27 protein-coding genes are annotated in these 23551 nt (G+C 75.5%); 12 read left to right on the top strand and 15 right to left on the bottom strand.

Features of this window, described 5'->3' with window-relative positions; genetic code table 11:
* Positions 1–21: 21 nt before the first annotated feature.
* A complete protein-coding gene (locus tag ACIRBY_RS02825; RefSeq protein ID WP_403895047.1) occupies positions 22–564 on the bottom strand; it encodes a GNAT family N-acetyltransferase in 543 nt (180 codons plus the stop codon).
* Positions 565–574: 10 nt separating this feature from the next.
* Positions 575–1423 (bottom strand): alpha/beta fold hydrolase, encoded by an 849-nt coding sequence (locus tag ACIRBY_RS02820; protein WP_403895044.1) that lies wholly within the window; start codon positions 1421–1423, stop codon positions 575–577.
* 63 nt (positions 1424–1486) lie between these two features.
* Between ACIRBY_RS02820 and ACIRBY_RS02815 the strand changes: the two genes are divergently transcribed.
* The 4 genes from ACIRBY_RS02815 (at position 1487) to ACIRBY_RS02800 (ending at position 4647) form a co-directional block, all read left to right on the top strand.
* Complete coding sequence (locus ACIRBY_RS02815; protein ID WP_403895280.1) at positions 1487–2032, top strand: MarR family winged helix-turn-helix transcriptional regulator; 546 nt, start codon at positions 1487–1489, stop codon at positions 2030–2032.
* A 119-nt stretch (positions 2033–2151) separates the two neighbouring features.
* Positions 2152–2646, top strand: coding sequence for a hypothetical protein (locus ACIRBY_RS02810; protein ID WP_403895042.1), 495 nt, complete (start codon positions 2152–2154; stop codon positions 2644–2646).
* Positions 2643–3509: an NmrA family NAD(P)-binding protein gene (locus tag ACIRBY_RS02805; protein ID WP_403895040.1), complete on the top strand. Its 867-nt coding sequence runs from the start codon at positions 2643–2645 to the stop codon at positions 3507–3509. The genes ACIRBY_RS02810 and ACIRBY_RS02805 overlap by 4 nt, the downstream gene beginning before the upstream one ends.
* Before the next feature lie 94 nt (positions 3510–3603).
* Positions 3604–4647, top strand: a complete 1044-nt coding sequence (locus ACIRBY_RS02800) for a MerR family transcriptional regulator (protein WP_403895277.1) — start codon at positions 3604–3606, stop codon at positions 4645–4647.
* A 54-nt stretch (positions 4648–4701) separates the two neighbouring features.
* On the opposite strand, the gene ACIRBY_RS02795 is transcribed toward ACIRBY_RS02800, so the two are convergent.
* A complete protein-coding gene (locus ACIRBY_RS02795; protein WP_403895037.1) occupies positions 4702–5178 on the bottom strand; it encodes a GNAT family N-acetyltransferase in 477 nt (158 codons plus the stop codon).
* Between the two features lie 55 nt (positions 5179–5233).
* Positions 5234–5815, bottom strand: coding sequence for a TetR family transcriptional regulator (locus tag ACIRBY_RS02790; RefSeq protein ID WP_403895035.1), 582 nt, complete (start codon positions 5813–5815; stop codon positions 5234–5236).
* Between the two features lie 106 nt (positions 5816–5921).
* Here ACIRBY_RS02790 and ACIRBY_RS02785 point away from each other — a divergent pair, with 106 nt between their 5' ends.
* Positions 5922–6905, top strand: coding sequence for an aldo/keto reductase (locus tag ACIRBY_RS02785; RefSeq protein ID WP_403895032.1), 984 nt, complete (start codon positions 5922–5924; stop codon positions 6903–6905).
* Between the two features lie 120 nt (positions 6906–7025).
* Positions 7026–8273, top strand: coding sequence for an SUKH-4 family immunity protein (locus ACIRBY_RS02780; protein WP_403895029.1), 1248 nt, complete (start codon positions 7026–7028; stop codon positions 8271–8273).
* Between the two features lie 69 nt (positions 8274–8342).
* On the opposite strand, the gene ACIRBY_RS02775 is transcribed toward ACIRBY_RS02780, so the two are convergent.
* Positions 8343–9053: a hypothetical protein gene (locus ACIRBY_RS02775; RefSeq protein ID WP_403895027.1), complete on the bottom strand. Its 711-nt coding sequence runs from the start codon at positions 9051–9053 to the stop codon at positions 8343–8345.
* A 292-nt stretch (positions 9054–9345) separates the two neighbouring features.
* Between ACIRBY_RS02775 and ACIRBY_RS02770 the strand changes: the two genes are divergently transcribed.
* Positions 9346–9855 carry a hypothetical protein gene (locus tag ACIRBY_RS02770; RefSeq protein WP_403895024.1) on the top strand — a complete coding sequence of 170 codons (510 nt, stop codon included), beginning with the start codon at positions 9346–9348 and terminating at the stop codon, positions 9853–9855.
* Between the two features lie 66 nt (positions 9856–9921).
* Here the strand turns inward: ACIRBY_RS02770 and ACIRBY_RS02765 are convergent, their stop codons facing one another.
* Positions 9922–10473, bottom strand: a complete 552-nt coding sequence (locus tag ACIRBY_RS02765) for an SMI1/KNR4 family protein (protein WP_403895021.1) — start codon at positions 10471–10473, stop codon at positions 9922–9924.
* 117 nt (positions 10474–10590) lie between these two features.
* Here ACIRBY_RS02765 and ACIRBY_RS02760 point away from each other — a divergent pair, with 117 nt between their 5' ends.
* Positions 10591–11244 (top strand): HEAT repeat domain-containing protein, encoded by a 654-nt coding sequence (locus ACIRBY_RS02760; RefSeq protein WP_403895019.1) that lies wholly within the window; start codon positions 10591–10593, stop codon positions 11242–11244.
* 29 nt (positions 11245–11273) lie between these two features.
* Entirely contained in the window at positions 11274–12278 is a 1005-nt protein-coding gene (locus ACIRBY_RS02755) for a HEAT repeat domain-containing protein (protein ID WP_403895016.1), read from the top strand.
* A gap of 28 nt (positions 12279–12306) precedes the next feature.
* Here the strand turns inward: ACIRBY_RS02755 and ACIRBY_RS02750 are convergent, their stop codons facing one another.
* Positions 12307–13278, bottom strand: a complete 972-nt coding sequence (locus ACIRBY_RS02750; protein ID WP_403895013.1) for a hypothetical protein — start codon at positions 13276–13278, stop codon at positions 12307–12309.
* Between the two features lie 60 nt (positions 13279–13338).
* Here ACIRBY_RS02750 and ACIRBY_RS02745 point away from each other — a divergent pair, with 60 nt between their 5' ends.
* Positions 13339–14001 carry a TetR/AcrR family transcriptional regulator gene (locus tag ACIRBY_RS02745; RefSeq protein WP_403895011.1) on the top strand — a complete coding sequence of 221 codons (663 nt, stop codon included), beginning with the start codon at positions 13339–13341 and terminating at the stop codon, positions 13999–14001.
* A 219-nt stretch (positions 14002–14220) separates the two neighbouring features.
* Here the strand turns inward: ACIRBY_RS02745 and ACIRBY_RS02740 are convergent, their stop codons facing one another.
* The 5 genes from ACIRBY_RS02740 to ACIRBY_RS02720 all read right to left on the bottom strand — a co-directional run bounded on the left by ACIRBY_RS02740 (position 14221) and on the right by ACIRBY_RS02720 (position 20046).
* On the bottom strand, positions 14221–14451 hold the full coding sequence (locus tag ACIRBY_RS02740; RefSeq protein WP_403895008.1) for a hypothetical protein: 231 nt from the start codon (positions 14449–14451) through the stop codon (positions 14221–14223).
* A gap of 1634 nt (positions 14452–16085) precedes the next feature.
* Positions 16086–17306, bottom strand: a complete 1221-nt coding sequence (locus ACIRBY_RS02735; RefSeq protein WP_403895005.1) for an aromatic acid exporter family protein — start codon at positions 17304–17306, stop codon at positions 16086–16088.
* 144 nt (positions 17307–17450) lie between these two features.
* On the bottom strand, positions 17451–17738 hold the full coding sequence (locus ACIRBY_RS02730) for a WhiB family transcriptional regulator (protein ID WP_403895002.1): 288 nt from the start codon (positions 17736–17738) through the stop codon (positions 17451–17453).
* A gap of 118 nt (positions 17739–17856) precedes the next feature.
* Positions 17857–18945 (bottom strand): mechanosensitive ion channel family protein, encoded by a 1089-nt coding sequence (locus tag ACIRBY_RS02725; protein ID WP_403894999.1) that lies wholly within the window; start codon positions 18943–18945, stop codon positions 17857–17859.
* Positions 18946–19083: 138 nt separating this feature from the next.
* Positions 19084–20046 carry an NADP-dependent oxidoreductase gene (locus tag ACIRBY_RS02720; RefSeq protein ID WP_403894997.1) on the bottom strand — a complete coding sequence of 321 codons (963 nt, stop codon included), beginning with the start codon at positions 20044–20046 and terminating at the stop codon, positions 19084–19086.
* A 403-nt stretch (positions 20047–20449) separates the two neighbouring features.
* Here ACIRBY_RS02720 and ACIRBY_RS02715 point away from each other — a divergent pair, with 403 nt between their 5' ends.
* The gene (locus tag ACIRBY_RS02715) at positions 20450–20692 is read left to right on the top strand and encodes a protealysin inhibitor emfourin (RefSeq protein WP_403894994.1); all 243 of its coding nucleotides are present in this window, start codon (positions 20450–20452) and stop codon (positions 20690–20692) included.
* A 56-nt stretch (positions 20693–20748) separates the two neighbouring features.
* Here the strand turns inward: ACIRBY_RS02715 and ACIRBY_RS02710 are convergent, their stop codons facing one another.
* Positions 20749–21129: a helix-turn-helix transcriptional regulator gene (locus ACIRBY_RS02710; RefSeq protein ID WP_403894991.1), complete on the bottom strand. Its 381-nt coding sequence runs from the start codon at positions 21127–21129 to the stop codon at positions 20749–20751.
* Positions 21130–21302: 173 nt separating this feature from the next.
* Between ACIRBY_RS02710 and ACIRBY_RS02705 the strand changes: the two genes are divergently transcribed.
* A complete protein-coding gene (locus ACIRBY_RS02705) occupies positions 21303–22253 on the top strand; it encodes a SigB/SigF/SigG family RNA polymerase sigma factor (protein WP_403894989.1) in 951 nt (316 codons plus the stop codon).
* Between the two features lie 30 nt (positions 22254–22283).
* Here the strand turns inward: ACIRBY_RS02705 and ACIRBY_RS02700 are convergent, their stop codons facing one another.
* A complete protein-coding gene (locus ACIRBY_RS02700; protein ID WP_403895275.1) occupies positions 22284–22700 on the bottom strand; it encodes an ATP-binding protein in 417 nt (138 codons plus the stop codon).
* Between the two features lie 70 nt (positions 22701–22770).
* Entirely contained in the window at positions 22771–23481 is a 711-nt protein-coding gene (locus ACIRBY_RS02695) for a hypothetical protein (RefSeq protein ID WP_403894986.1), read from the bottom strand.
* Positions 23482–23551: the final 70 nt, after the last annotated feature.

Below are 23551 nucleotides of genomic sequence, written 5' to 3'. Positions count from 1 at the left end.
TCCGCAGCCCGCCCGGCGGCCTCAGGGCCGCCGGGCCCGCTCCCAGTCCTGGGCGAGGAGCCCGAGCAGCACCTCGTCCAGGACCTCGCCCAGCACCCAGGCCGAGGAGCGGAGCACGCCCTCGCGGACGAAGCCGTTGCGCTCGGCGGAGCGCAGCATCGCGGCGTTGTCCGCCAGCGTCTCGATCTGGAGCCGCCGCAGGCCGCGGACCACGAAGCCGTAGTGGCACAGCACGGCGACCACGTCGGTGCCGTAGCCCTTGCCGCGGTATCCGGGGCGCAGCCCCAGTCCGATGTGCGCGACCCGGTTGTGGGTGTCGATGCCCCAGAGGGTCGCGGTGCCGACCAGCGTGCCGCCGTCCAGCTCCACCACGGAGAACGGGACGCTCCGCTGCTCCTTGTCGTCCACGGCGAGCCGCGGGTCCTGCGTCCCGGGTCCGACCGGCCGCCACGGTCCGGACTCGGCCCGCGAGGAGTAGACCACGTCGTCGTAGAGCTCGGTCCGCAGGACCGGTACGTCGTCCTCGTGCCGGGCCCTGAGCCCGATGGTGCGCCCTCTCAGCATGCCGCCCTTCCTATCCGGCCGGGGTCGCCGGCGGCAACGGGATATCCGGCTGCCGCGCCGGCCGGGGCGGCGGTACGAGGCCGCGGAGGAAGGTGCGGACGGCCGCGGCGAACCCCTCGGGGTCGGTCTCGTGGACGGTGTGGCCGGCGGGGAGCTCGACGAGCCGTGTGCCCGGGCGCCGGTCCGCCATGGCCCGGGCGTGCTCGGCCCGCAGGACGCTGCTGCGGCTGCCGCGGACCAGCAGGGCCGGGCAGCGGCTGCCGAGCCAGGCCAGCCAGTGGCTGCCGTTCAGTTCGCGCTGGGACGCCGCCATGGCGTCGGGGCGGAAGGCGAGGCCCCATCCGTCCCCGTACTCGCGGACCGCGTCCGCCAGGTGGGCGGCCGACGCCCCGAGGGCCTCCAGCAGGGCGGACCGCGTGGGGGCGCGGTGGGGCCACGCGAGGCAGAACGAGAGGTCCCCGTCCACGTCCGCGCCGATGTCCTCGATGACCATGGCGCGGATCAGCCGGGGGTGGCGGAAGGCGAGCTGGTAGGCGTTGACGCCGCCCATGGAGTGGCCGAGGACGACCACCGGGCCGAGGCCCAGGTGGCGCAGTACGGCCGCCGCGTCCTCGACGTAGCCGTTGCGGGAGAAGTCCGACGGCTGGTCGGAGTACCCGTGGCCGCGCTGGTCGAGGGCCACGACCCGCCAGTCCGGCGCCAGCCGGCGGGCCAGCCGCGCGAACGTCCGGGCCTCGCCGAAATGCCCGTGCAGGGCGAAGAGGACCGGGCCGGGGCCGCCGAAGTCCAGGTAGGAGAGGCACCGCCCCGAAATCGACACGGAGGCGCGGACGGGCTCACGCGGGATGGTTGCCGGCACGCAGGCAATCCTGCCATGGGCATGCCCGAGTCGGGGCGGGTCCCGGGCCACTTGACCGCGGATCTGATTAGGCGCCATATTATTGCCGTGAACCAGAACCCCGCGATCGGACCGGTCGCACCCACGCTCGATCAGGCGCGCCGTCAGGTCGCCCGCTACGGCCTCGCGGCCGATCCGCAGGCGGTGCTCGTCGCGGTACGGCTGATGGCGGCCGGCGCCCGGATCGGGCAGGCGGGCGAGGTGCACTTCGGCCGGTTCGGCCTCTCCACGGGCCGCTACCGGCTGCTGGCCGATCTGGAGGACCACGGCGGCGAGAAGTCGCCCTCCCAACTCGCCGCGAGCCTCGGGGTCTCCCGCGCCACCGTGACGGGGCTGGTCGACGGCCTGGAGCGGGAGGGACTGGTGGCCCGGCGGCCGTCCACCGAGGACGGGCGCGGCAACGTGGTGATCCTCACCGCCCGCGGCGCCGACAAGCTGCGCGACCTGGCGCCCGAGCACTTCCGCCGGATGGAGGCGCTCGTCGGGGGCCTCACGCCCGACGAGCGCGCCACCTTCCTGGACCTGCTGGCGCGGGTGGTCGCGGGCATCGACGCACTGACCGAGGCCTGACCAGGAGCCGACCGGCCCCGCTCGACGGGCCGCCCCTGCGGCGGCCCTGCTTTTCGACGTAATAGTTAGCTACCTAATCACCTATGCCGGGCTGAGGAAGCCGGCCGAGAGGACGATCCATGACGAAAAGGAAGCCCCCCGGCGCTCCCCCGCCCTTCCCCGCCCTGTGGCGCGAGGTACTGGCCGCCTACGCGATGCCCGCCGTGACGGCCGGCGCCGGCGGCGCCGTCACCGGCCAACCGGCTCTGACGGCGGCGGCGTTCACCACCATCGGCGGCACCTCCGCCCTGGTGGCCGCCGCCCTCGGCGCCGGGCTGCGGCGCGCACCCCTGCGCACCCGGCCCGCCCGCACCCCGCGCGCCCTCGTCGCCGCCTTCGCCGGCCTGGCCGGCGCGGCGCTCGGGCTGGCCGCCGGCCTCGCCGCGGCCCACTGGCTGCCACAGGTCCCGGGCCTCGCCGACAGCCCCTGGCCACCCCGGCTGCCGGTCGACCTGCCGGTCTCCGCGGCCATCGCGGCCACCCTCACCACCTGGCGCCTGCGCGGCGGCCGCCCGGCCGGCACACGGGCACCCCTGATCGACCCCACCCCCCAGACCGAAGGACGGACGTCATGATCGTCGTCATGGGCGCCGGCGGCGCCACCGGCGGTGCGACCCTGCGCAGCCTCGCCGCCCTCGGCGCGCCCACCCGCGCCCTCACCCGCGACCCGGCCCGCCTGGCCTCCGTGCTCGACGGGCCCACGCGCGCCCGTACCGTGGTCACGGCGGCCGACGCCGCCGATCCGGAGTCCCTGCGGGCGGCCTTCCACGGCGCGGAACGGCTCCTCCTGACCATGGCGAACGGCCCCCACCAGGTCCGGTACGAGCTCAACGCGGTCGAGGCGGCGGTCGCCTGCGGCGTGCAGCACATCGTCAAGGTCTCCGCGCCCGCCGCCGAACCGGACTCCCCCGTCGCCGTCTCCCGCGGCCACCACCTCGTCGAGGAGCGGCTGCGGACGTGCGGGGTCACCACGAGCGTCCTGCGGCCGTACGCCTTCATGCAGAAGCTGCTGCTCCTGGCACCCGGCATCGCCGCCGCCGGCGTGGTGCACGGGGCGACGGGCCGGGCGCGGTGCAACTACGTGGACGTCCGCGACATCGGCGACGCCGCGGCCGAGCTCCTCACCCGCCCGGCCCCGACGGGCGGCACGTACCCGCTCACGGGCGGGCGGGCCTACAGTCACCCGGAGCTCACCGCGCTGCTGGGCGGAATGCTCGGCCGACCGGTCCGCTACGTCGACCTCGCCCCGGCCGAGCTCCACGCCCATCTGGCCGGCCGGGGCGGGATGCCGGACTGGCTGGCCACCCACGTGGTGGAGATCCAGCAGCTCGCGGTGGCCCGGGAGGAGAAGCCGGACGACACCTTCCGCCGGCTCACCGGGCGCACCCCGCGCACCCTGGAGTCCTTCCTGACCGAGAACCTCCACCGGTTCCGCTGAGCGCGCCGGGCGGCGGCTCCCGCGGACCACCGGGGGATGTTGACCTTCAGGTGGGTCGAAGGCCAAGGATGGACGGGTGCCGAATTCCGAACTGATGCCCATCGGGGCCTTCGCCCGCCGCTGCGGCCTGACCCCCAGCGCCCTGCGCTTCTACGCGGACTCCGGGCTGCTCCCCCCTGCCGAGGTCGACCCGCTGACGGGCTACCGGTCCTACGACGCCGGCCAGGTCGCGCGGGCCACCGCGCTGCGGCGCCTCCGCGAGATCGCCATGCCCCTGCCCGCCGTCGAGGCGGTCCTCGCCGCCGGGCCCGGGGAGGCCTCCCGGCTGCTCGACGCGCACGTGGCGAAGGTCGTCGGGGAGGCGGCGGCGGCCGTACGGAAGGCCGCCGTCGTCCAGGCCTCGCTCGGGGGCGCGCCCGGCGTGCCGATCGCGGCGCTGAAGGGGCCCGTACTGGCCGACGCGGTCGAGCAGGTCCTGAGCGCGTCGGCCGGCGACCCGGGGATGCCCGTGCTCGCCGGGCTGCGCATCGAGGCGGACGGGGAGGCGGTCTCCCTCACCGCGACCGACCGGTACCGGCTCTCCACCCGCACCCTGGTCCCGGCCGGGACACCGGGGCGGCCGTGGGCCGGCACGGTCGACGGCGGCGACCTGCGGGCGGCGGTGCCCGCGATCCGCCGCAGCCCGCTGGTGCGGCTGGAGGCGGCGGCGCACGGGATCCGGATCCGGGCGGCGGGGCGGGAGGACCGGTACTGCCGGCTGCTGGCCGGGAAGTTCCCCGACCACCGGGCGGCGCTCGCCTCGCTGGGCGAGGTCACCGGCCGCGCGACGGTCTCGAAGGAGCCGCTGCTGCGCGCCCTGGAGGAACTGCCCGGCGACCGCGTCGCCCTGCACATCGCCGACCGCACGGTGGACGTCCGCCCGGCGGACGGCGGCCACCCCGGCACTCCCCTCCCGGCCACCACGACGGGCGGGGCCCTGCGGATCCGGTTCGAGCTGACCACGCTCCATCCGGCCGTGGGCGGCGCGATCGGCCCCGACGTGATGTTCGACCTGAGGGGACACGACGGGCCGGTCACGATCCGCTCCGCCGACCGCGGCGACCTCACCACCCTCGCCATGCCCGTCCCCGCGTCCTGACGCCCCGACGCCCCGACGCCCCGACGCCCCGCCGGGCCCGCTGCCCGGCGGGGTTCAGGCGGGGAGGGTGAGGAGCAGCTCGTCGATCTCCTCGCCGCGTGCGTTCGCGAAGCCCCGCTCGGTGCGGGACACCGCGAACCCGCATGCGTGCAGGACCCGGAGGGAGCCGCCGTTGTCGGCGGCCGCGCGGGCGTGGAGCGGGCGGTCCGGTACGGCGGCGAGCAGGGCGCGCAGGGCGGCGGTCGCCGCTCCGCGGCCCCAGTACGCGCGGCCGATCCAGAACGTGACCTCGCGCTCCCCGGGCGGGCCGAAGACCCCGACGTGGCCGACGACCTCCCCGCTCCCGCCGACGACGGTGCGGGCGACGACCTCCGGATCGCGGCGGATCCGCGCCCAGTGGGCGTCGAACCGGGCCCGGTCCGCCGGGTCCTGGGCGGTGAACGCCGCCATGCGGACCGCCTCGGGTTCGTTCGTCTGCGCGTAGAAGACCGCCAGGTCTCCGTCCTGCACGGTGCGGAGCGTGACGTCCATCCAGACCTCCGTTGTGGATCGGGAGAGGGGTGACCGCGCCCCGAGGGGCCGGTCGTCAGGCGGCCGGCGGCCGCGGGGCCCGGACCTCGACCAGCCGGGCCACCGCGTCCACCACCGCCGCGCGGTGGGCACCGCGGTGCGCCTCGGCCACGCCGCCCGCCTCGCCGCCCGCCGTGGTGTACCAGGCCTGGGCCAGGCCGAGGACCAGGGTGAGCAGGTCGGCCGGGGCGTGCGCAGGGTCGACGTGGCCGCCCTGCTGGGCGGCGGCCAGCGAGGCGGTCTTGCGCGCGTACGCCTGCGCCTCCAGGGCGGTGGCCTCCGGGCGCTCCAGCCGCTTCCACATCAGCAGCCGCATGAGCCGCGGGTCGGCCGTCAGGTGGTCGAAGATGGCGCCGGCGTAGCGGGGCAGGTCCTCGGCGTCGAACGGGACGGATTCCGCGCCCTGTTCGACGGCCTGGTGGATCACCTGGTCGAACAGCTGCTCCTTGTTGCCGTAGTAGACGTAGATCATCCGCTTGTTCGCCCCGGCCGTGTCGGCGATGCGGTCGACCCGGGCGCCGGCGATACCGTACGCGGCGAACTCGTCGAAGGCCGCCGCGAGGATACGGGCCTTCGTTGCGCTGGAATCACGTGCCATGACCCCCAGGCTAGCAAGTAACTATCTGGTTATTGACATGTAGACGGAGGCTCGTGCACTGTGTAGGTAACCAGTTAGTTATCTCTCTTCCCCCCAGGAGAACACCATGGAACTGCACGCACTCGGCTCCCAGGGCCTCCACGTCGGCGCCGAAGGCCTCGGCTGCATGGGCATGAGCGCCTTCTACGGCGCCACCGACGAGGCCGAATCCCTGGCCACCATCGACCGCGCCCTGGAACTGGGCGTCACCCTGCTCGACACCGCCGAGGGCTACGGCCCCTTCCTCAACGAGCGGCTCGTCGGCAAGGCCGTCGCCGGCCGCCGCGACCGGGTGGTCATCGCCACCAAGACCGGTATCGAGATCGACGACGACGGCGTCGTCCACGGCCACAACGGCCGCCGCGAGTACATCCACCGCGCCGCCGAACGCTCGCTGCGCCACCTGGGCACCGACCACATCGACCTGTACTACCTGCACCGCGTCGACCCGGACGTCCCGGTCGAGGAGAGCATCGGCGCCATGGCGGAGCTGGTCACCGCGGGCAAGGTCCGCTACCTCGGCATCAGCGAGGCCGCCGCGGCCACCATCCGCCGGGCGCACGCCGTCCACCCCCTGACGGCCGTGCAGACCGAGTACTCCCTCTTCGAGCGGGGCCTGGAGGACAACGGGGTGCGGGCCGCCCTCGACGAACTCGGCATCGGCCTCGTCGCCTACTCCCCGCTGGGGCGCGGCTTCCTGTCCGGCGCCATCACCAGCCCCGACGACTTCGCCGAGGACGACTTCCGCCGCACCGACCCCCGCTTCCAGGGGGAGAACTTCTCCCGCAACCTCGCCGTCGTCGACGCCGTCCGGCGCCTGGCGCAGGCCAAGTCGGTCACCCCCTCCCAGCTGGCCCTCGCCTGGGTGCTGCGCCGGGGCGCGGTGCCGATCCCGGGCACGAAGCGGCGCACCTACCTGGAGGAGAACGTCGCCGCCACCGGTGTCACGATCACCGACGAGGACATCGCCGCGATCGAGGCGGTGGCCCCGCGCGGCGTCGCCTCCGGCGACCGCTACGCCCCGGAGTACATGCACAACCTGAACGGCTGACGGACCCCGGCCGCACCGCCGGCCCGGCCGGCTCGTGGCGGGCCGGGCGGCGGGACGGCCCGCACCGGTGCGGGCCGTCCCGCGGGCCGCGCTGTCAGCGGCGGGTGGCAGCATGGCGCCATGACGCGCGATGATCTCGACACCCTGTTCTCCTCCCCCGCCGACCTGCTCGCCGCCGGTCCGGTGGCCCTCGCCGGCCTGCCCGCCACGGGGGGCGGAGCGGGCCGCGAGGCCTACGCCCAGGCCGTCGCGATCCTCGACGGGGCCGAGGTGCCGCGGCCGGAGTTCGCCTCCTGGCTGCACTTCGGCGCGAAGGTGCTGGGCCACGACGCCTACGCCGACCGGGTCGCGGCGGCCGAGCCCGGCATGCCGTGGCGGACGGTGTGGGCCTGGTGGCGGCCGGTCGGCGCCTACCGGGCCCGGCCTAACCTGAGCGGGGACGGCGGCGTCGAGGTCCACGAGGCCCCGGACGGCCGCCTCCTGCTGAGGCTGCGGTCCCACACGAGCGAGGAGCTCTGGCTCGATCCGGCCACCGGGGCGCGGGTACCGGCCCCCGCCGACGGCGAGTTCGCCGAGCGGCCGTACGACGCCCCCGCCGAGGGGCCCGTCCTCTTCGACCCCGAGGACGGGGACCACGGCCTCCACCAGCCCGACGCCTGGGAGGAGCCCGCACCGCTGCCGGGCGGCCGCGTCATGTTCTCCGATCCGCGCGGCGTCGTCGTCCTGGAGCACAACGCCGGTGCGGCCGACGGGCGCGAGGAGCACGAGGCGCTCTCCTGGGGCGAGGAGCGTCCGTGGTTCGCCGGACCGTCGCCCGCCGAGGCGCCCCTGGACGCCGCCCGCCTGGAGGAGTCCTTCGACGCGGAGGGGACGGTGGTGCTGGCCCGGGAGCAGCTGCCCGCCGCGCTGACGCACGCGCCGACGCGGGAGCTGGCCGTGACGGCGGGGCTGCCGACGTGGTTCGCCGCCGGCGTCGCCACGTTCACCCTGGCGTGGGCCGACGGGAAGGCGTACGGGCTGGAGCCCGAGGCGAACGGCCTGCTGCACCTGGGCACCTTCGACCTGAGGTACGCCGACGCCGGCAAGGTGTTCGTCCACCCCGCCACGGGCGCGGTGTCGATGGTCCGCAACGACGGCGAACCGTTCGCCCTCGCCCGGGACACCGAGACGTTCGTGCGGCTGCTGGAGGCGGTGTACCGGTTCAAGGGCGCGTGCTGGGACCCGTACCCGGGCGAGACCGGCCACCGGGACTTCCTCCGCGAGGTCGCCGCCCTCGAACCGCTCGCGGTGGACGAGGAGTCCCCGGCGGCGGACGTGTGGGGCCACCTGTTCGCGGCCATCACCGAACTCAGCCCCTGGGGCTTCTGACCGCCGGCGGCCCGGCACCCGGCCCCGGGCCCGCCGGGCGCACCGGCGGGCCCGGGGGCCCGGGCGGGGTCAGTGCGCGAGGGCGTAGGCGGCGCGGTCGCTCGCGTAGGGGGCGAAGCCCGCGTTGTCCTTGCAGCCGAGCTGCTCCCAGGTCTTGTCGTTGGTGACCGGGTCCGTGCCCGTCAGGCGGTACTTGCACGCGCCCTTGATGAAGTTGCCCTGGACCCCGCCCGGGAAGTCGATCTCCTTGTTCCACAGGTACGGGGACTGGTAGTCGTTCACGCGGGCCGTCGCGTTGACGTCGATGCCGCCGGGCGCGTAGATCTCGTACACCCACCCGGTCTTCTCGGCGCCGTACGTCGCGAACCGCTTGGCCACCGACTGGTCGCAGCTGGTGCTGAGGTGCGCGCTGAGCTGGCCGCCGCCCTTGACGATGTACTCCGCCAGGGGGATGAGCTGGTCGCCGCGCGGGGTGAAGCCGGTCCGGAAGATCTCCTCGACGTTCTCCCTGGTGTCGCCGCGCCACAGGGTGTTGACGTCGTTGCGCCACTGCCAGCGCTCGCTCGACGCGGTGGACGCGACCGTGGGGGCGATCCGCGGGTTCGTGGTGGTGCGCCACCAGTCCCAGGCCCGGTACTCGACGACCGGCCCGCAGGGCGCGGTGGAGTCGTCGGCCGCCGCCGGGACCGCCGCGGCGGCGTTCGGCGTCAGGGCGGCGGAGAGGACGAAAGTGGCGGCGAGCACCCGCAGCGCGGCGTTCAGCATGGTGTGACGACCCATCGGTGGAGGCATCGGGGTGGAGGACACCCCGTTTATAGGGGGGCCGTCCGGCGCCGGGGCCGCGGTGCGGCCCAAGGGCCACCCGTGCGGGGGGATCAGTCGTACCGGGGAAAGGATTCAGCGGGCGCGGGCCGCGCCGCGCTCCCCGGGGGTGGGCCGCTTCCCGTGCGCGGACCGGTCCCCTCGGGTCGGCCCTCTGGCGCACCGGCGGCCGGTTCGGGCACCATCGCGGTGATCGACCCGCACGGACACGGCCCCCCTCTCACGCCCACCCGGCAGGAGGCTTCCGCACGTGAAGACCCGATCCGTCCTCACCGCCCTCTTCCTCGTCCTCGGCGCGCTGTTCGCCCCGGGGTTCGGAGCGCTGACCGGCACGACCCCGGCCCAAGCGGCGACCAAGATCACCCATGCGACGGCGACCTCGATGTTCCGCCAGGCGGGGATCACGTGGTCCTCCTCCGGCAACTGCTCGGACCGCAACAACGCGACCTGTACCTCCTTCGAGCAGCTCAACCTGGCCACGGCCCAGGGCGCACAGACGCTGAAGGCCGCCACGGGCTGTGCGCTGAACATCACCGGCGGCACCGAGACCGGCCACGCGAGCGGAACGTACTCGCATTGGAACGGCTACAAGCTCGACTACGCGAAGGCCACGTGCCTCACCAACTACGTCAAGAACACGTTCGCCTACATCGGTGTACGCGGCGACGGCGCCCCCATGTGGCAGTCCGGATCGGGCAACGTCTACGCCGACGAGGGCAACCACTGGGACGTCCTCTACTACAACTGCGGCGGCTGCTGACCCGTCGTCACCCGCCGCGCCCCCGGCCCGGCGCGGACCTCCCCGCGACCCCGTCGCGGGGAGGCCTCACGCACCCTCCAGCCAATCGGTGTACCAGGCGCGGAACCCCGGGCTCGCCGGGACGAAGCCGCCCCAGTCCGGATCGATCCGCCAGACCTCGCCGGCGTACGGGCCGTTCAGGACCAGCCGGACGAACATGCCGCAGCCCTCTTCGGCCAGCACGAGCGTGCCCGGGGTGAGCGCGTCGGGGCGTCCCGCGAGCCGGCCGGGCAGGGGTGCGGTGAGCGGGAACGGGGCGGAGAGCCGGCCCGGCAGCCGGTCCTGCGCCCACTCGTCGTCCACGGCCCACCCGTCGTCGGCCTCCGGCCGGGGGTCGGCCAGCGGCATCAGCCCGTGGGCGGGCCCCGCCGGGCCGTCGCCCACCTCCGCGACGAAGGACCGGTACTCCGCCGGCAGTCCGATGCCGTGGGACTCCTCGAACGCCCGGATCCGCGTCTCCGGCAGCCGCGGCGCCAGCGCGTACCGGTGCGTCGGCGCGCCGGAGCGCTCCCGCTCGGGGTCCCCGGCGGCCAACTCCCGGATGCGTGTGCGGACCGCGTCCGCGTCCCAGTTCCCCATGCGGCGACCGTAACAACGCCGTGCGCGGCGCCGGCCGCCGGGCCCGGGCGGCCGGCGGACCGGCTTGACCTTGACACGGTGGCAAGGTCTTCACTCTCCGCCGAGGAGGTGGTCCCGATGATCACGCGGAACGGGGAAGAGGCCCTGGAGCGGGCCCTGGAGGGGCTGGGGCACGACAGTGCGCAGGTACGGCTGAGGGCGGCCCTGGAGGTGGGGTCGGCGGCGGACCCCCGGTCGGTCGGCGCGCTGGTCGAACGGTGCGCGGTCGAGCCGGAGTTCTTCGTGCGCGACATGCTGACCTGGGCGCTGACCCGCCATCCGTGCGCGGTGACGGTGCCCCGGCTGGTGGACGTGCTGGGCTCGGAGTGCGCCCAGGCGCGCAGCCAGGCCCTGCACACGCTGTCCAAGATCGGGGACCGGGGGGCGTGGCCGGCGATCGGCCGGGGGCTGCTGACCGACCCCGACGACGCGGTGGCGCGCAGCGCCTGGCGGGCGGCGGTCGTCCTGGTGCCCGGGGGCGCGGAGCGGCTGGAGCTGGCCGCCGTGCTGGCGACGCAGCTCGGGCGCGGCGGGCGGGAGACGCGGCTGAGCCTCAGCCGGGCGTTCGTCGCGCTGGGCGAGGAGGTGCTGCCGGTGCTGCGCGCCGCGGGGGCGGGACCGGCCGACGGGGTGCGCGAGCACGCGCTCGCGACGGAACGGCTCGTGCTCGACCCGGACGCCGGGTTCGGGTTCGCCGTGGAGGAGGCGAAGCGGATCATGGTCGGAGGGTAGGCGGGTCGGACGGAGGGAGTGGACGGGCGGTGTTGATCGGTGAGGTGGCGCGGCGGTCGGGGGTCAGCGCCCGGATGCTCCGGCACTACGAGTCGCTCGGCCTGCTGCGGCCGACCGGCCGTACGGGGGCGGGCTACCGGGAGTACGGGGACGAGGACGTCCGGCGGATCTTCCACATCGAGAGCCTGCGGTCGCTGGGGCTCGGGCTGCGCGACGTCGCCCGGGCTCTGGACGATCCCGGCTTCACCCCGTCCGGGCTCCTCGACGACCTGGTGCGGCAGGTGCGGGAGCGCATCGCCGCCGAGACCCGGCTCCTCACCCGGCTGGAGCGGATCGGTGCCGCGGAGCCCGCCGGGTGGGAGGAGGTGCTGCGGGTCGTCGCCCTGTTGCAGGCGCTGAGGTCGCCGAGCGCCGGGGAGCGCCAGCAGGCGGCCCTGTCGGCGGCCGAGGGCGGTACGGCGCCGGTGGAGGCGCTGGTCGAGGCCGCGTTGGGCGAGACGGATCCGAACGTCGCCGGCGCCCTGCGCTGGGCGCTGGCCCGGGCCGGTGGGCAGGGGGTCGGCCTCCTCGCGGAGGGGCTGCGGGCGCCGGGGGCCGAGGTGAGGAGACGCGCCGCGCGGGCCCTCGCGGAGATCCCGCTGCCCGGGGCGACCGCGCTGCTGGAGGAGGCGCTGGCGGACCGCGACGCCGTCGTCCGCAGGTGCGCGGCCCTCGCGCTGGGGGCGCGGGGGGTGGCGGCGGCGGTCCCGGAGCTCACCGGCATGGTCGTCGACGGGGCGAACGACGTCGACGCGGCCGACGCGCTGGGCGCGCTGGCCGCCGATCCCGCGCTGGCGGACCGCATCGCCACCGGGCTCCGCGAGCGCCTGGGCCACGGCGCGGTCGGCGCGTCCGCCCGGCTGCGGCTGGTCCAGGCGCTCGCGGACGTCCCCGGAGGCACGGCGTCCCGTGCCCTGGCGGATCTGACGCGCGACGGGGACCGGGTCGTCGCCCGCACGGCGGCCTACCTGCTGGAGCGGCGCGGCGCGCCCTGACCGCTCCGCGGCGGGCGCCCGCCGCGGGTCAGCGGGGCGCGGAGGCCGGTGCTCCCAGTGCGCCGATGAGGTCGCGGTAGGCCGCGAAGGCCGCCTTCGGGGTGTAGTCGTCGCGCAGCAGGCCGAAGTGGGGGAAGAGGCCCTCGGCGCCGCTGTCGGCGTCGCGCAGGGCGAAGAGCGAGTAGCCGTCGATGTTCAGCTCGGCGGCGAGGGAGGCCGTGGTCCGGATGACCGTGTCCAGGACCGCCGCCTGCCGCCGCTCGTCGCGTCCGGGGCCGGTGGGCCAGCCGTTCTCGCAGATGCGGATCGGGACGGTGGCGGGGATGCCGGCCTCCGGCAGGCTGGTGCTCCGGTACGAGGTGAGGACCGCGGTGACCGCGTCCGCCAGCCGGCCGGCGGCGACGGGCCGGAACACGTCCGGGAAGAAGTCGAGTCCGACGTAGTCCAGGCTCTGCCGGAAGCGCGGGCCGCCCAGGGCGCCCAGGTCGGACCAGAAGGTGTCGGCGGGGTCGAAGGACGGCACGGCGTTGAACCCGACGGCCACGCGGCGGCCGAGGGAGCGGGCCTCCTCCTTCGCGGCGACCACACCCCGGACCAGTGCCTCCAGGACGTTGGGGACGCTGCCGTCGACGGGCGGGAGGTCGAGGTTGGGCTCCTCGCATATCTGGACGGACGCGAGGCCGGGGCCGCCGCCGCGGACGGCCTCGCGGACGAACTCCGGCCATCCGTCCAGCACGCCGGACGGCTCACGGAACTGGAGCACGAGGTCGAGGGTGCGGCCGCGCCGGAGGTAGGCGTGCGGATCGGCGGGCGTGGGTCCGTACGGCGTCACGGTGGCGGCGAACGAGCGGTAGGCGCGCACGGACAGCGTGGCCGCGTCTCCCTGGAGCTCGTCGAGGGCCTCGTTGATGCGGTCCGGTGCGTCCGGGGAGACGGGGTGGACGATCCCCCGCTCGTCCCCCAGGAGACCGCCGGGGTAGATGCCGAAGGTCATGGCCATGTTGCGCCCCCAAAAATCTTGGTGTCACTCCAAATTTGTGGTGACACTATCATGTGGGGCGTGGGCCTGAGAGAGATCAAGAAGCAGCAGACGCGGACGGCGATCGCGGACGCGGCGCTGCCGCTGTTCCTGGAGCACGGATTCGACCGGGTGACGGTCGCCGAGGTGGCACGGCGGGCGGGGGTGTCCACGAACACCGTGTTCAACTACTTCCCGGCCAAGGAGGACCTGTTCTTCGACCGCCAGGCCGAGGCCGTGGAGCACCTGGCCGCCCTGGTGCGCGACCGGGCACCGGACGCCTGCCCGGTCGCCGCCGTCCGCGAGGACCTGCTGTCCGCCCTGGGGCGCGACGATCCGATGCTCGGCCTCCGGCCCGGAGCGCCCGCGTTCTGGCAGGTGGTCCTGGACAGCCCGGCCCTGCTCGCCCGCGAACGCGAGATCGGCGAACGCGCCGAGGCGGCCCTGGCGGCCGCCCTCGCCGAACGTCCGCCGCACGACCCGCGGGCGCCCGGCCGCACCGGCCCCCCGCCGCCCGCGTACCTGGCCGGCGCCCTCGCCGGAACGCACCGCGCCGCGCTCCGCGAGCTCCGGCGGCGCATCATGTCCGGCGAACCGCCCGCGAACGCCCGGGACGCCGTCGCCCCGGCCGTCGCCCAGGCGTTCGACCTGCTCTGCTCCGGGCTGCACGGGGACCCCGGGCCGGTGGCGGGGGAACCCGCGTAGCCGGGCCGGCGGGCAGGGCAGGCCCGGCGGCCCGCGACACGCCCGACAGGAGGGCCCCGGTGTCCGCCGCCCGGCTGCGGGCGGGCGCGCAGCGGACCGGCCGCGGCCGCCCGGCCGTCAGACAGGCGGCACCGGCGGTCCCGCACCGGGCCGCACGGTCCAGGAGGACCGCGCCCGCACGCTCCGCGAGGACCGCTGAGCCCGTGCGGTCGAGGGGGCCTAGTGGCGCGGCGCGGCCCCCGCGGCGGTCTCCGGGCCGGCGGAGCGGAGCACCGCCGGCCTGGGGGTCGCGTTCTGGATCCACGGCTCGTCCCAGACGAAGCTCGTGCCGTTGACGTCGCCGTGCGTCTGCCAGACCTGCCCCGACGCCGTCACCACCTTGACCCATGCGTCGCCGCCCTGGGAACCGATGGAGACGCCGCAAACGCCCGCCGGGTAGTTCGGGTTCACCGGGTCCGTCGACGTCGCGACGGTGTTGGTGAGGTCCTGCCAGACGATGGTCCCCCCGTTCGCCGGAGCCCGGCCCGCGTAGGTCCGGCCGCCGGTGAGGACGGCCTGGAAGTCCTCGGCGGCACGGCTCTCGAAGGCGATGCCGGAACACGGCCCCGTGGTACCGGTGGCACCAGTCGCACCAGTCGCACCAGTCGCACCCGTGGCGCCTGTGGCGCCTGTGGCGCCGACCGGGCCGGTCGGACCCTGCGGACCGGTCGCGCCGGTCGCACCCGTCGCGCCTTGTGGTCCGGTGGTGCCCGTAGCACCCGTAGCACCCGTGGCGCCTTGGGGACCAGTCGCACCCGCAGCACCTGCGGCACCGGCAGCCCCCGGGGAACCGGTCGCGCCGGTGGCACCGGTGGCCCCTTGAGCACCGGTCGCACCCGTGGCACCCGCCGGACCAGTGGCACCTGTGGCTCCCGTCGCGCCCGCCGGACCGGTCGCGCCCTGAGGCCCCGTGGCACCCGCCGCACCCGTCATACCGCTCGGCCCGGTCGCACCAGTTGCACCCTGAGGGCCGGCCGCACCCGTCGCCCCAGTCGGGCCCGTAGCGCCATCTGGACCCGTCGCACCCTGAGGACCAATGGCCCCCGTGGCCCCGGTCGCACCCGTCGGGCCTGTGGCACCATCAGCACCCGTCGGACCTGTGGCACCGGCCGCACCTGTGGCACCTGTGGCACCGACCGCACCTGTCGCACCCTGAGGACCGACGGCACCCGTCGCACCGGTCGGACCTGTCGGACCTGTCGGACCTGTGGCACCATCCGCGCCGGTCGCACCCGCCGCCCCGTCAGGGCCCGTTGCACCGGTCGGCCCCGTCGGCCCCGTGGCACCATCCGCACCCACCGAACCTGTGGCACCAGTGGGACCTGTGGCACCGTCCGGGCCGGTCGCGCCCCTCGCTCCGTCCGCACCCGTCGCACCTGTGGCACCGTCCGCGCCGGTGGCGCCCGTCGGGCCCGTGGCGCCGGTCGCACCCGTGGCGCCCGGCGGGCCGTCCGGACCCTGGGGGCCGGTGGCGCCCGCCATGCCCGCCGGACCGGCCGGGCCCATCGCGCCCGTCGCGCCTGGGGTGCCGTTGTCGCCGCGGCCGGACGGGCCCGGGGGGCCCGTCGGGCCCGTGTCGCCCTTGGGGCCGGCCGGACCCGTGTCGCCCTTGGGGCCGGCCGGGCCCTGCGGGCCCATCGGGCCCGTGGCTCCCTTGCCTCCGCGGCACTTGTCGCGGTCCGGCGGCAGCGCGTCGAGCGGGCGGCCGTCGAAGTGGTGGGGCCTGCCGTGGCAGTCGTCGGCCGGGCGGCCGGCGGCGGTCGCCCCCGGACCGGCGTGCCCGTCCGCCACCGCGACGGGGCCGACGACACCGACCAGCACGAGTGAGAGCGAGGCCAAAGCGCCTCCCGCCGTCCAGGTCCTGCTCCGTGGAAGCGGGCCGAGCGGGGGCTTGGCTCGGTACTCACGGCTCATCAAGCGCTCCTTCGGGAAAGGTGTGACGGCTCGAGCTTCCCCCGGTGGTCGCGACGGCCCGGGCAACCTCCCTGCCGCCGAGTCGTGTTATCAGCACATCGGCCTATCGGCCCCGCGCATCCGGGCACCCCCTACCGCCGGGCCGCGCGGCGCAGGGCGCGCTGGAGGGGGGTGCCGCCCTCGTAGCGCAGCCGGGAGTGGCGGTCCAGTTCCTCCATGAGGCGCTGGGAACGCTTGTCCACGTCGAGTTCGTCCAGTACCCGGTCGACGTCGGCGAGCAGGGCGCCGTGCAGCTGCCACTGCGCCGGCGCGGTGTGCAGCTGTTCGAGGAGCAGCCGCGCCAGGAGGTCGCGGGCCTCCCGCGCCATGCCCAGCTCCCGTGCGAGCCGTTCCTCCTGCTCCTCGGCGTTGGTGGTGACCTGGGCGGTGATCAGCCGGGAGAAGCTGTGGACGGCGAGGGCCATGTGGCCGAACAGGTCCTGGAGGGCCCGGGTCACGGGCGCGGAGAACAGCGGCTCGTCGGTGCGGGCCTTCGCCAGGTCGGTGAGCGCCCGGGCCGAGACGCGCAGCACGACCGCGCAGATCTCGAGGGTGTCGAGGCCCGTGCGCAGGACCAGCCGGAACATCAGCCCCTCCCGGACGCGCGGGTTCATCCGGAGGCTGTCCTCCGCCTGGCGCAGCGCGGCGTCGACCTCGGCGATGTCGTTGTCGAGCCGGCGGGCCTCGTGCAGCCGGGTCGCGGCCTCGGCGACGGTGGTGCGCCCGGTGAGTTCGTCGGCCATGCCGGTCATCAGGGCGGCCATGCGGGCGGCGAGGTCGTCGATCGCCCGGCGGGCGGGCTCCACCCAGACGGGCGGGGCGAACAGGAGGTTGAAGGCGAGTCCGACCACCGCTCCGATCAGCGTCTCCAGCACCCGGTCCCAGGCCGTGTCGGCCACCCGGGTGACGCCGAGGACCAGCATCGCGCTGATCGCCACCTCGGGGATGAACTCGTCCACCCTGACCAGGTGTCCGACCACCAGCGAGGCCAGGATGACGAGCCCGAGGCTCCACCAGGTCAGGCCCACGAGCGCGCTGAAGCCGATCGCGACCAGCACCCCGGCCACGACGGAGTTCACGCGGCGGATGCCGGTGGTGAGCGTGGAGTAGAGGGTGACCTGGACGACGAGCAGGGCCGTGAGCGGTGCCGTCAGCGGCGCGGGCTCGCTGCTGAGGTGGAGCGCGACCACGTACGAGATCACCGCGGCCCCGGTGGACCGTACGCTCTGCACCACCACGGGGTCCCGCCGCCCGGCCGCCAGGCGGCGCGCGGTGTGGCGGAGGGGAAGGAAGGGACGTGCGAGACGGGGCATACCTTCGCCTCTTCCCCGTCGGCCCCTGTGATCACGCCACGGGCCGGTTCGGATCGCGCCGCCCGGAGGCACTCCGGGCCGGACCGGGCCCTCGCACAGGCCGGCGCCGCCCTGGGCCGGACCGGGGCCCTCACGCCGCCGGGCCTACCCGGAGGATGCGGCTCCGGCGTACAGGGGACGGCGCTCCTCCTCGGTCAGGCCGCCCCACACCCCGTAGGGCTCCTGCACGCGCAGGGCGTGGCGCAGGCACTCCAGCTGCACCGGGCACGGCGCGCATATCTCCCTGGCCGCCTCGTCGCGTTCGGCGCGGTCCTCGCCGCGCTCGCCGGCCGGGTGGAAGAACCGGTCCGGGCCGAGGTCGCGGCAGGCGGCTCGCTCCTGCCACGTCCAGTGGTGTTCCGCTCGGCCCGGCAGCCGTGACACGTTCGACATGGGTCGACTCCCTTTCCTCGTGATCGGGTGGATCAGGGGTGGATCGGACGGGTCGCTCGGATCGGGTGGGCTCGGACGGGCCGGGTCGCCGCGTGCGCCCGTGCCGCGTCTGGCCCCGTCACCCGTCGTGAAACCTGCGTGTGCGTCCGGGCTCCGGGACCTCGCGGGGTGCGGGGACGGCCGGGGAGGTGGAGACGCGCGGGAGGGCGTAGGGGTGCTTCTCGGCGATCCAGGCGACGAGTTGCTCGCGCACCGTGCAGCGGGCGGTCCACAGGTCGTCGGGGTCCTTGGCGGTGACGATGGCCCGCAGGACGACGGTGGTGGGGGTGGTGTCGGTGACCGCGAGGTCCCAGCCGCGGCCGTCCCACGCCGCGCAGCCGTCGAGGATCTCCCTGAGCCGTTCGCGGATCAGCGGCACGGGGGCGCTGTGGTCGCAGTGCAGGAAGACGGTTCCGGTCATCTGGATCCCGCCGCGGGACCAGTTCTCGAAGGGTTTGCCGGTGAAGTAGGAGACGGGCATGGTGATGCGGCGCTCGTCCCAGGTGCGCACGGCGAGGAAGGTGAGCGTGACCTCCTCGACGACGCCCCACTCGCCGTCGACGACGACGGTGTCGCCGATGCGCACCAGGTCGCCGAAGGCGATCTGGAACCCGGCGAAGAGGTTGCCGAGGGTGGACTGGGCGGCCACGCCGGCGACGATGCCGATGAGGCCCGCGGAGGCCAGTACCGAGGTGCCGACGGTGCGGAAGTCGGGGAAGGTGAGCAGCATCGCGGCCGCCGCGACCAGTGCGACGACGGCCGTGACGATCCTCATGATGAGGGTGACCTGCGTGCGGACGCGGCGCAGCCTGGACGGGTCGCGGGTGCCGGCGGCGTAGCGGGCGTAGGAGGACTCGACCACCGCCGAGGTGATGTGGACGACGCACCAGGCGCTCGCTCCGATGGTCACCAGCGAGAGGGTCCTGCCCGCGGCCGCCTCGTGCGCCTGGAGGGGCTGCCACGCGATCTGCCGGTACGACCCGCGCAGCAGGGCGGCCAGCAGGAGGACGCGCAGCGGCAGTGCGCAGCGGCGCAGCAGGCTCCACAGGGGGGTCTCGGGGTGGCGGGCGTCCGCGCGCCTCAGCAGCAGGTCGGCGAGCCAGCCGGCCGCGAGGGTGAGCAGGACGGAACCGCCCAGGACGATCAGCAGTCTCAGAACGCCGTTCATGGCTCCTCGGTGGTGTCGGGGTCGGGGAGGGTGCGCGTCGGGTCCGCGCGTGCCCTGCCGTTCCCCCGGCAAACCGACGGCCGCCCCGGCCGGGGCCGGGGCGGTGCGTTCGGGCGGTGCGTTCGGGCGGTGGCGGGCTCAGCCCGTGGTGACGACGAGCTTCCCGCGGACGTGGCCGGTGGTGGAGGCGGTGTAGGCCTCGTCCATGGCCGTCAGGGGGAAGGTCGTCGTCTGCGCGACGTGCAGGGCCCCGGACGTGACGAGTCCGGCGAGTTCGGCCATGTCCCGGTCCGTGGCGCGGTAGCCGAAGTTGACCGCGCGCACGCCGCGGGCCCCGAGGGCGTCGGTGTCGGCGGCGAAGACGGTGGTGGCCAGGCGGCCGCCGTCCCGGACCAGGGGGGCGATCCCGGTCATGAGCGTCTCGCGGTCGTCGACGAGGTCGAGGACCGCGTCGACTCCCCCGGGCCGGGCGGCCCGTACGGCTCCGGCGACGTCGGTGGTGCGGTGGTCGATCGCCTCCCGGGCGCCGAGGGAGCGGACGTAGGCGTGGTCGTCGCCGGCGGCGACCGCGATCACGTGGGCGCCGCGCGCGGCGGCCAGTTGGAGCACGTATGAGCCCACTCCCCCGGCCGCCCCGACCACGAGCAGGGTCTCGCCCTCGGCCGGGTCGACCCAGCGGGTCAGCGCCAGTGCGGTGCCGCCGGTCATCGGGAGGGCGGCCGCGGACACCGCGTCCAGCCCTTCCGGCCGGGCGGCCATCGCCGCCGTCTCGGCGGAGGCGGTCATGTACTCGGCGTAGGAGCCGTGGGGGCTCCGCTCCGGTGCCGAGGGCAGGCGCATCCCGAAGACCTCCTGCCCCACCTCCCAGGCCGCGCCGTCACCGGCGGCGGTGACCCGGCCGGCGAAGTCGAAGCCGAGGGTGAGGGGGAAGGGGAACTCGGCGCCGGGGGCGGCCAGCGCGCCGGCGGCCACCTTCCAGTCGATCGGGTTCACCGAGGCCGCGCGGACCTGGAGCTGCACCTCGCCGGGCCCGGGTTCGGGCCGGGGCAGGTCCTGGAGCTGCGGGGTCCGCCCGAAGGCGTCGATCGCGAAGGCGCGCACGGCACTGCACCTCTCTGCCGTCGGCGGACGGCCGGGAGCGGATCACGGTCGGCCGCCGCGGCCGCGGTGGTGCGCACCGCGGGTGCCGGGCGGCTGAGGCGATCATCACGCGGGCCCGGCGGGCCGGGTCCGCGGCGCGCGCGCCCGGCGGCGCCGCTCCCTCGGCCGGCTCACACGTCGCACGGCTGCGGCGGCGCGGCAGCGGGGACACCGGGCGCGGGGGCGCCCGTCGGCCACAGGACGGCGCTTTCCGGCCGATCCGCGGCGTGCGGGGCCGCGCGCCGGGACGCGGCCGCGATGCGGGGCAGCCGAGGCGGAGGCGGTCGAGGGGCCGCCCCCGCCGCGGCGGGCCCGGCCGGGTCACGCGGCGGGACACCGGAACAGGAAGGGAAGGCAGGGGACCATGCTGATCACCGTCACCCGCACCGGAGGGTTCGCCGGGATCGAGAAGGAGCGCGAGCTCGACACCACGGGCCGCCGGGACGCGCCCCGGTGGGAGGGCCTGGCGCACCGGGCCGTCACGTCCACGGCGGACGGCTACCACTACCGGATCACCGTCGACGGCCGGGCGGTCGACCTCCAGGACCCCTACCTGTCCGAGGACCAGAAGGAGCTGATCCGCGGGGTGCTCGGCGAGGGCGCCTGACCGGGGTCGGGGCGGCCGCCCGGACGACCCGGCCCCGTGTCCGCACCGGCCGGGGGCTACGCCGTCGCGCGGGGTCCCCGGTCGGCGGGGGCGTCGGCGGCCGCTCCCCCGACAGGGGGCGGTGTCGGTGCGGCCAACGGGGCGGCGAGGTAGGCGAGCAGGCCGGCGATCTCGTGGTCGGCCTCGGCCGGGTGGCGGAAGCGCGCCCCGGGGGCGATGACGTAGCGGTTGCGCCGGCCGTCACGGGTCCGGGTGAGGTACCCGTCGGCCTCCAGGTCCGTGACGATCGCCTGCACGGTGCGCTCGGTGAGACCGCAGGCCAGGGCGATGTCGCGCAGGCGGACTCCCGGGTCGCGCGCGATGGCGATCAGGACCCGGGCGTGGTTGGTCAGGAAGGTCCAGCGGTTGCGGCGGGACCCCACGTGCTCGTTCTCCACCCGGCCATTCTTGGGCGGCCACTCACGAAAGGCAAATCCAGAAATGTTTTTCCGGTATCACTTGACGTGTGTCCGTTCACCGGGCAGGGTGCAGGGTGAGCGGAATCGGACCTCCGTTTGAACGGACGATCGAGCCACGCACCGCAAGCCCACGTGCCCAAGGAGCGGAGACGATGACCTTTACGGCCACTGCCGAGGTGACGACCCGGACGACACCGGCCACGGCGCCCCCTGCGCCCGCGGCCTCGTGTCACGTCGCGGGAACCCCCGCGGACGCGACCGCGTTCGACGGGTTGCCGGACGTCCCCTGCCCCCGTGAGGTGGACCCGGGCGAGGCCCGGCAGCTGACGCGGGTGTTCTTCGAACGCCTGAGGAGCCTGGAAGAGGGCACCCCCGAGTACCAGTACGTGCGCAACACCCTGATCGAGATGAACATCTCCCTGGTGAACTTCGCCGCACGGCCGTTCCGGGACCGCCCGGGCGGCCCGGAGAACGAGGACATCGTGCAGGTCGGCGTGATCGGGCTGATCAAGGCCATCGACCGGTACGAACTCGACCGCAACACCCAGTTCTCCACCCTCGCCCTGCCGTACATCACGGGCGAGATCAAGCGGCACTTCCGGGACACCACCTGGACCGTACGGGTACCCCGCCGCCTCCAGGAGCTGCGGTCACTGCTGGCGAGGACCACGGAGGACCTGACCGCCGCGACGGGCCAGGCCCCCACCCCCGCCGAACTCGCCGCGCACCTCGACCTCGACGAGGAGGAGGTCCGCCAGGGCCTGGTCGCGGCGAACGGCTACTCCGCCCAGTCGCTCGACGCCCCCGCGGGTCCCGCCGAAGGTCGCGAGTCGGCCCCCGGACCCTCCCGGTCCGCGCACAGCCTGGCCGAGACCCTGGGCGGCGCCGACCCCGCGCTGGAGACGGTCGAGGACCTGCACGCCCTGGCCCCGCTCCTGTCCGGGCTCGACGAACGCACCACGCGCATCCTGCGGATGCGCTTCGGACAGGAGATGACGCAGCGGGAGATCGGCGAGGAGATCGGCATGTCCCAGATGCACGTCTCACGCCTGCTCACGCGCACCCTGGGGGCCCTGCGCGAGGAACTGCTGCACGACGACTGACCCCTCCCCCGGCACCTCGGACGGCCCGCGTCACGGCGGGCCGTCCTGCCGTACCGCGCCCTCGGGCGGCCGGAAGCACGCGGTGATCGTCTTCCTGTGGTCGCCGGGGTGCACCTCCCACGCGTCGGCGAGCGCGTCGACGATGCCCATGCCCCGCCCGGAGGTCGCCCGCTCGCCGGCCTCCCGGGGGCGCGGCGGGGTCGGGTCGGCGTCCGCCACGCTGACGTGCAGGCAGCGGCCGTCCCAGGTGAGGACCAGGTGTGCGGTGCTCACGGCGTGCACGTGGGCGTTCGTCACCAGCTCGGACACGGCGAGCAGGACGGAGTGCACCGTGTCCGGGGCGTCCCGGGCCCATTCCAGCGAGGCCAGGTGCCCGGCGGTCCACACCCGGGCCGCGCGGACCCCGTTCGCCACCGGGAAGGCGTGTGCCCAGCCGACCGCACGCAGTTCCACCGTCCTCGACCACCCTTCTTCCGACTGCTCGCGGTCCGCACCTACCCGCAACCCCCGCCCGCACTCACCGCGCCCCGGAGCCCGCGCCGGGACGGCGCTGGTGGCGCAGCCAGGCCGTCAGCGCGGCCTGGAGCTCGGCCACTTCGCGGTGGCTGAGGTCCTCGCCGGCGGGGCCGACGTTCAGGCGTACGCCCGCACCCGTGACGGTCCAGCCCGCGCCGCGCCGGGGACGGGAGACGAGGGTGCGGCCCTCGGCGAGGCAGCGCAGGGCCTCGCGGACCGCCGGGGGCACGCCGGGCGGGGCGACGGGCGGAACGGCGGCGGCCGGGCCCGGCGACGCGGTGCTCCCGGAGCGGGTCATGAGGCCGATAGCCCGGTAGAAGCCGGCCACCGCGTCCTCCAGCGAACCGGGACCGGCGGGGGCGGCGCCGGTGAACTCGGCGATCAGCTCCGGATGCGCCTTCGGCGCGTGCTCGCCCCACGGGCGGGGGTGGAGCGGGCGCTCCCCCGTGTCGAGCCGGACGCAGGCCGGGGCGATCAACGTGCGGGTGTAGCCCTGGTGGAGCAGCTCGGCGTACAGCTTGCGCAAGGTCGCGACCTGGCGCGGCACCGGGTGCGGGTCCGCGCCGACCGGGGCGTGCGGCCGGGTGGGCCGCGGCGCCAGGCCGAGGAGTCCGCTGCTGTGGTGCAGGACCCCCGCCTCGGTGAGCACCACCGTCGTCTGCCGGCCCTTCCTGTCCCAGCCGAGCCGGAACCCCACCACCGTGGTCCCCATCGAACGCGCTCCTTCCCGGCCGCCGTGCGGCGCGGCCGAGCACCCGACGGTAGTCAGGGCGACGCACGAC

This window comes from Streptomyces sp. NPDC096136 (assembly GCF_044763325.1).
GTDB lineage: Bacteria > Actinomycetota > Actinomycetes > Streptomycetales > Streptomycetaceae > Streptomyces.
The sequence above is the reverse complement of the archived record's forward strand: the minus strand, read 5'-3'. Positions and strand labels throughout refer to the sequence as shown.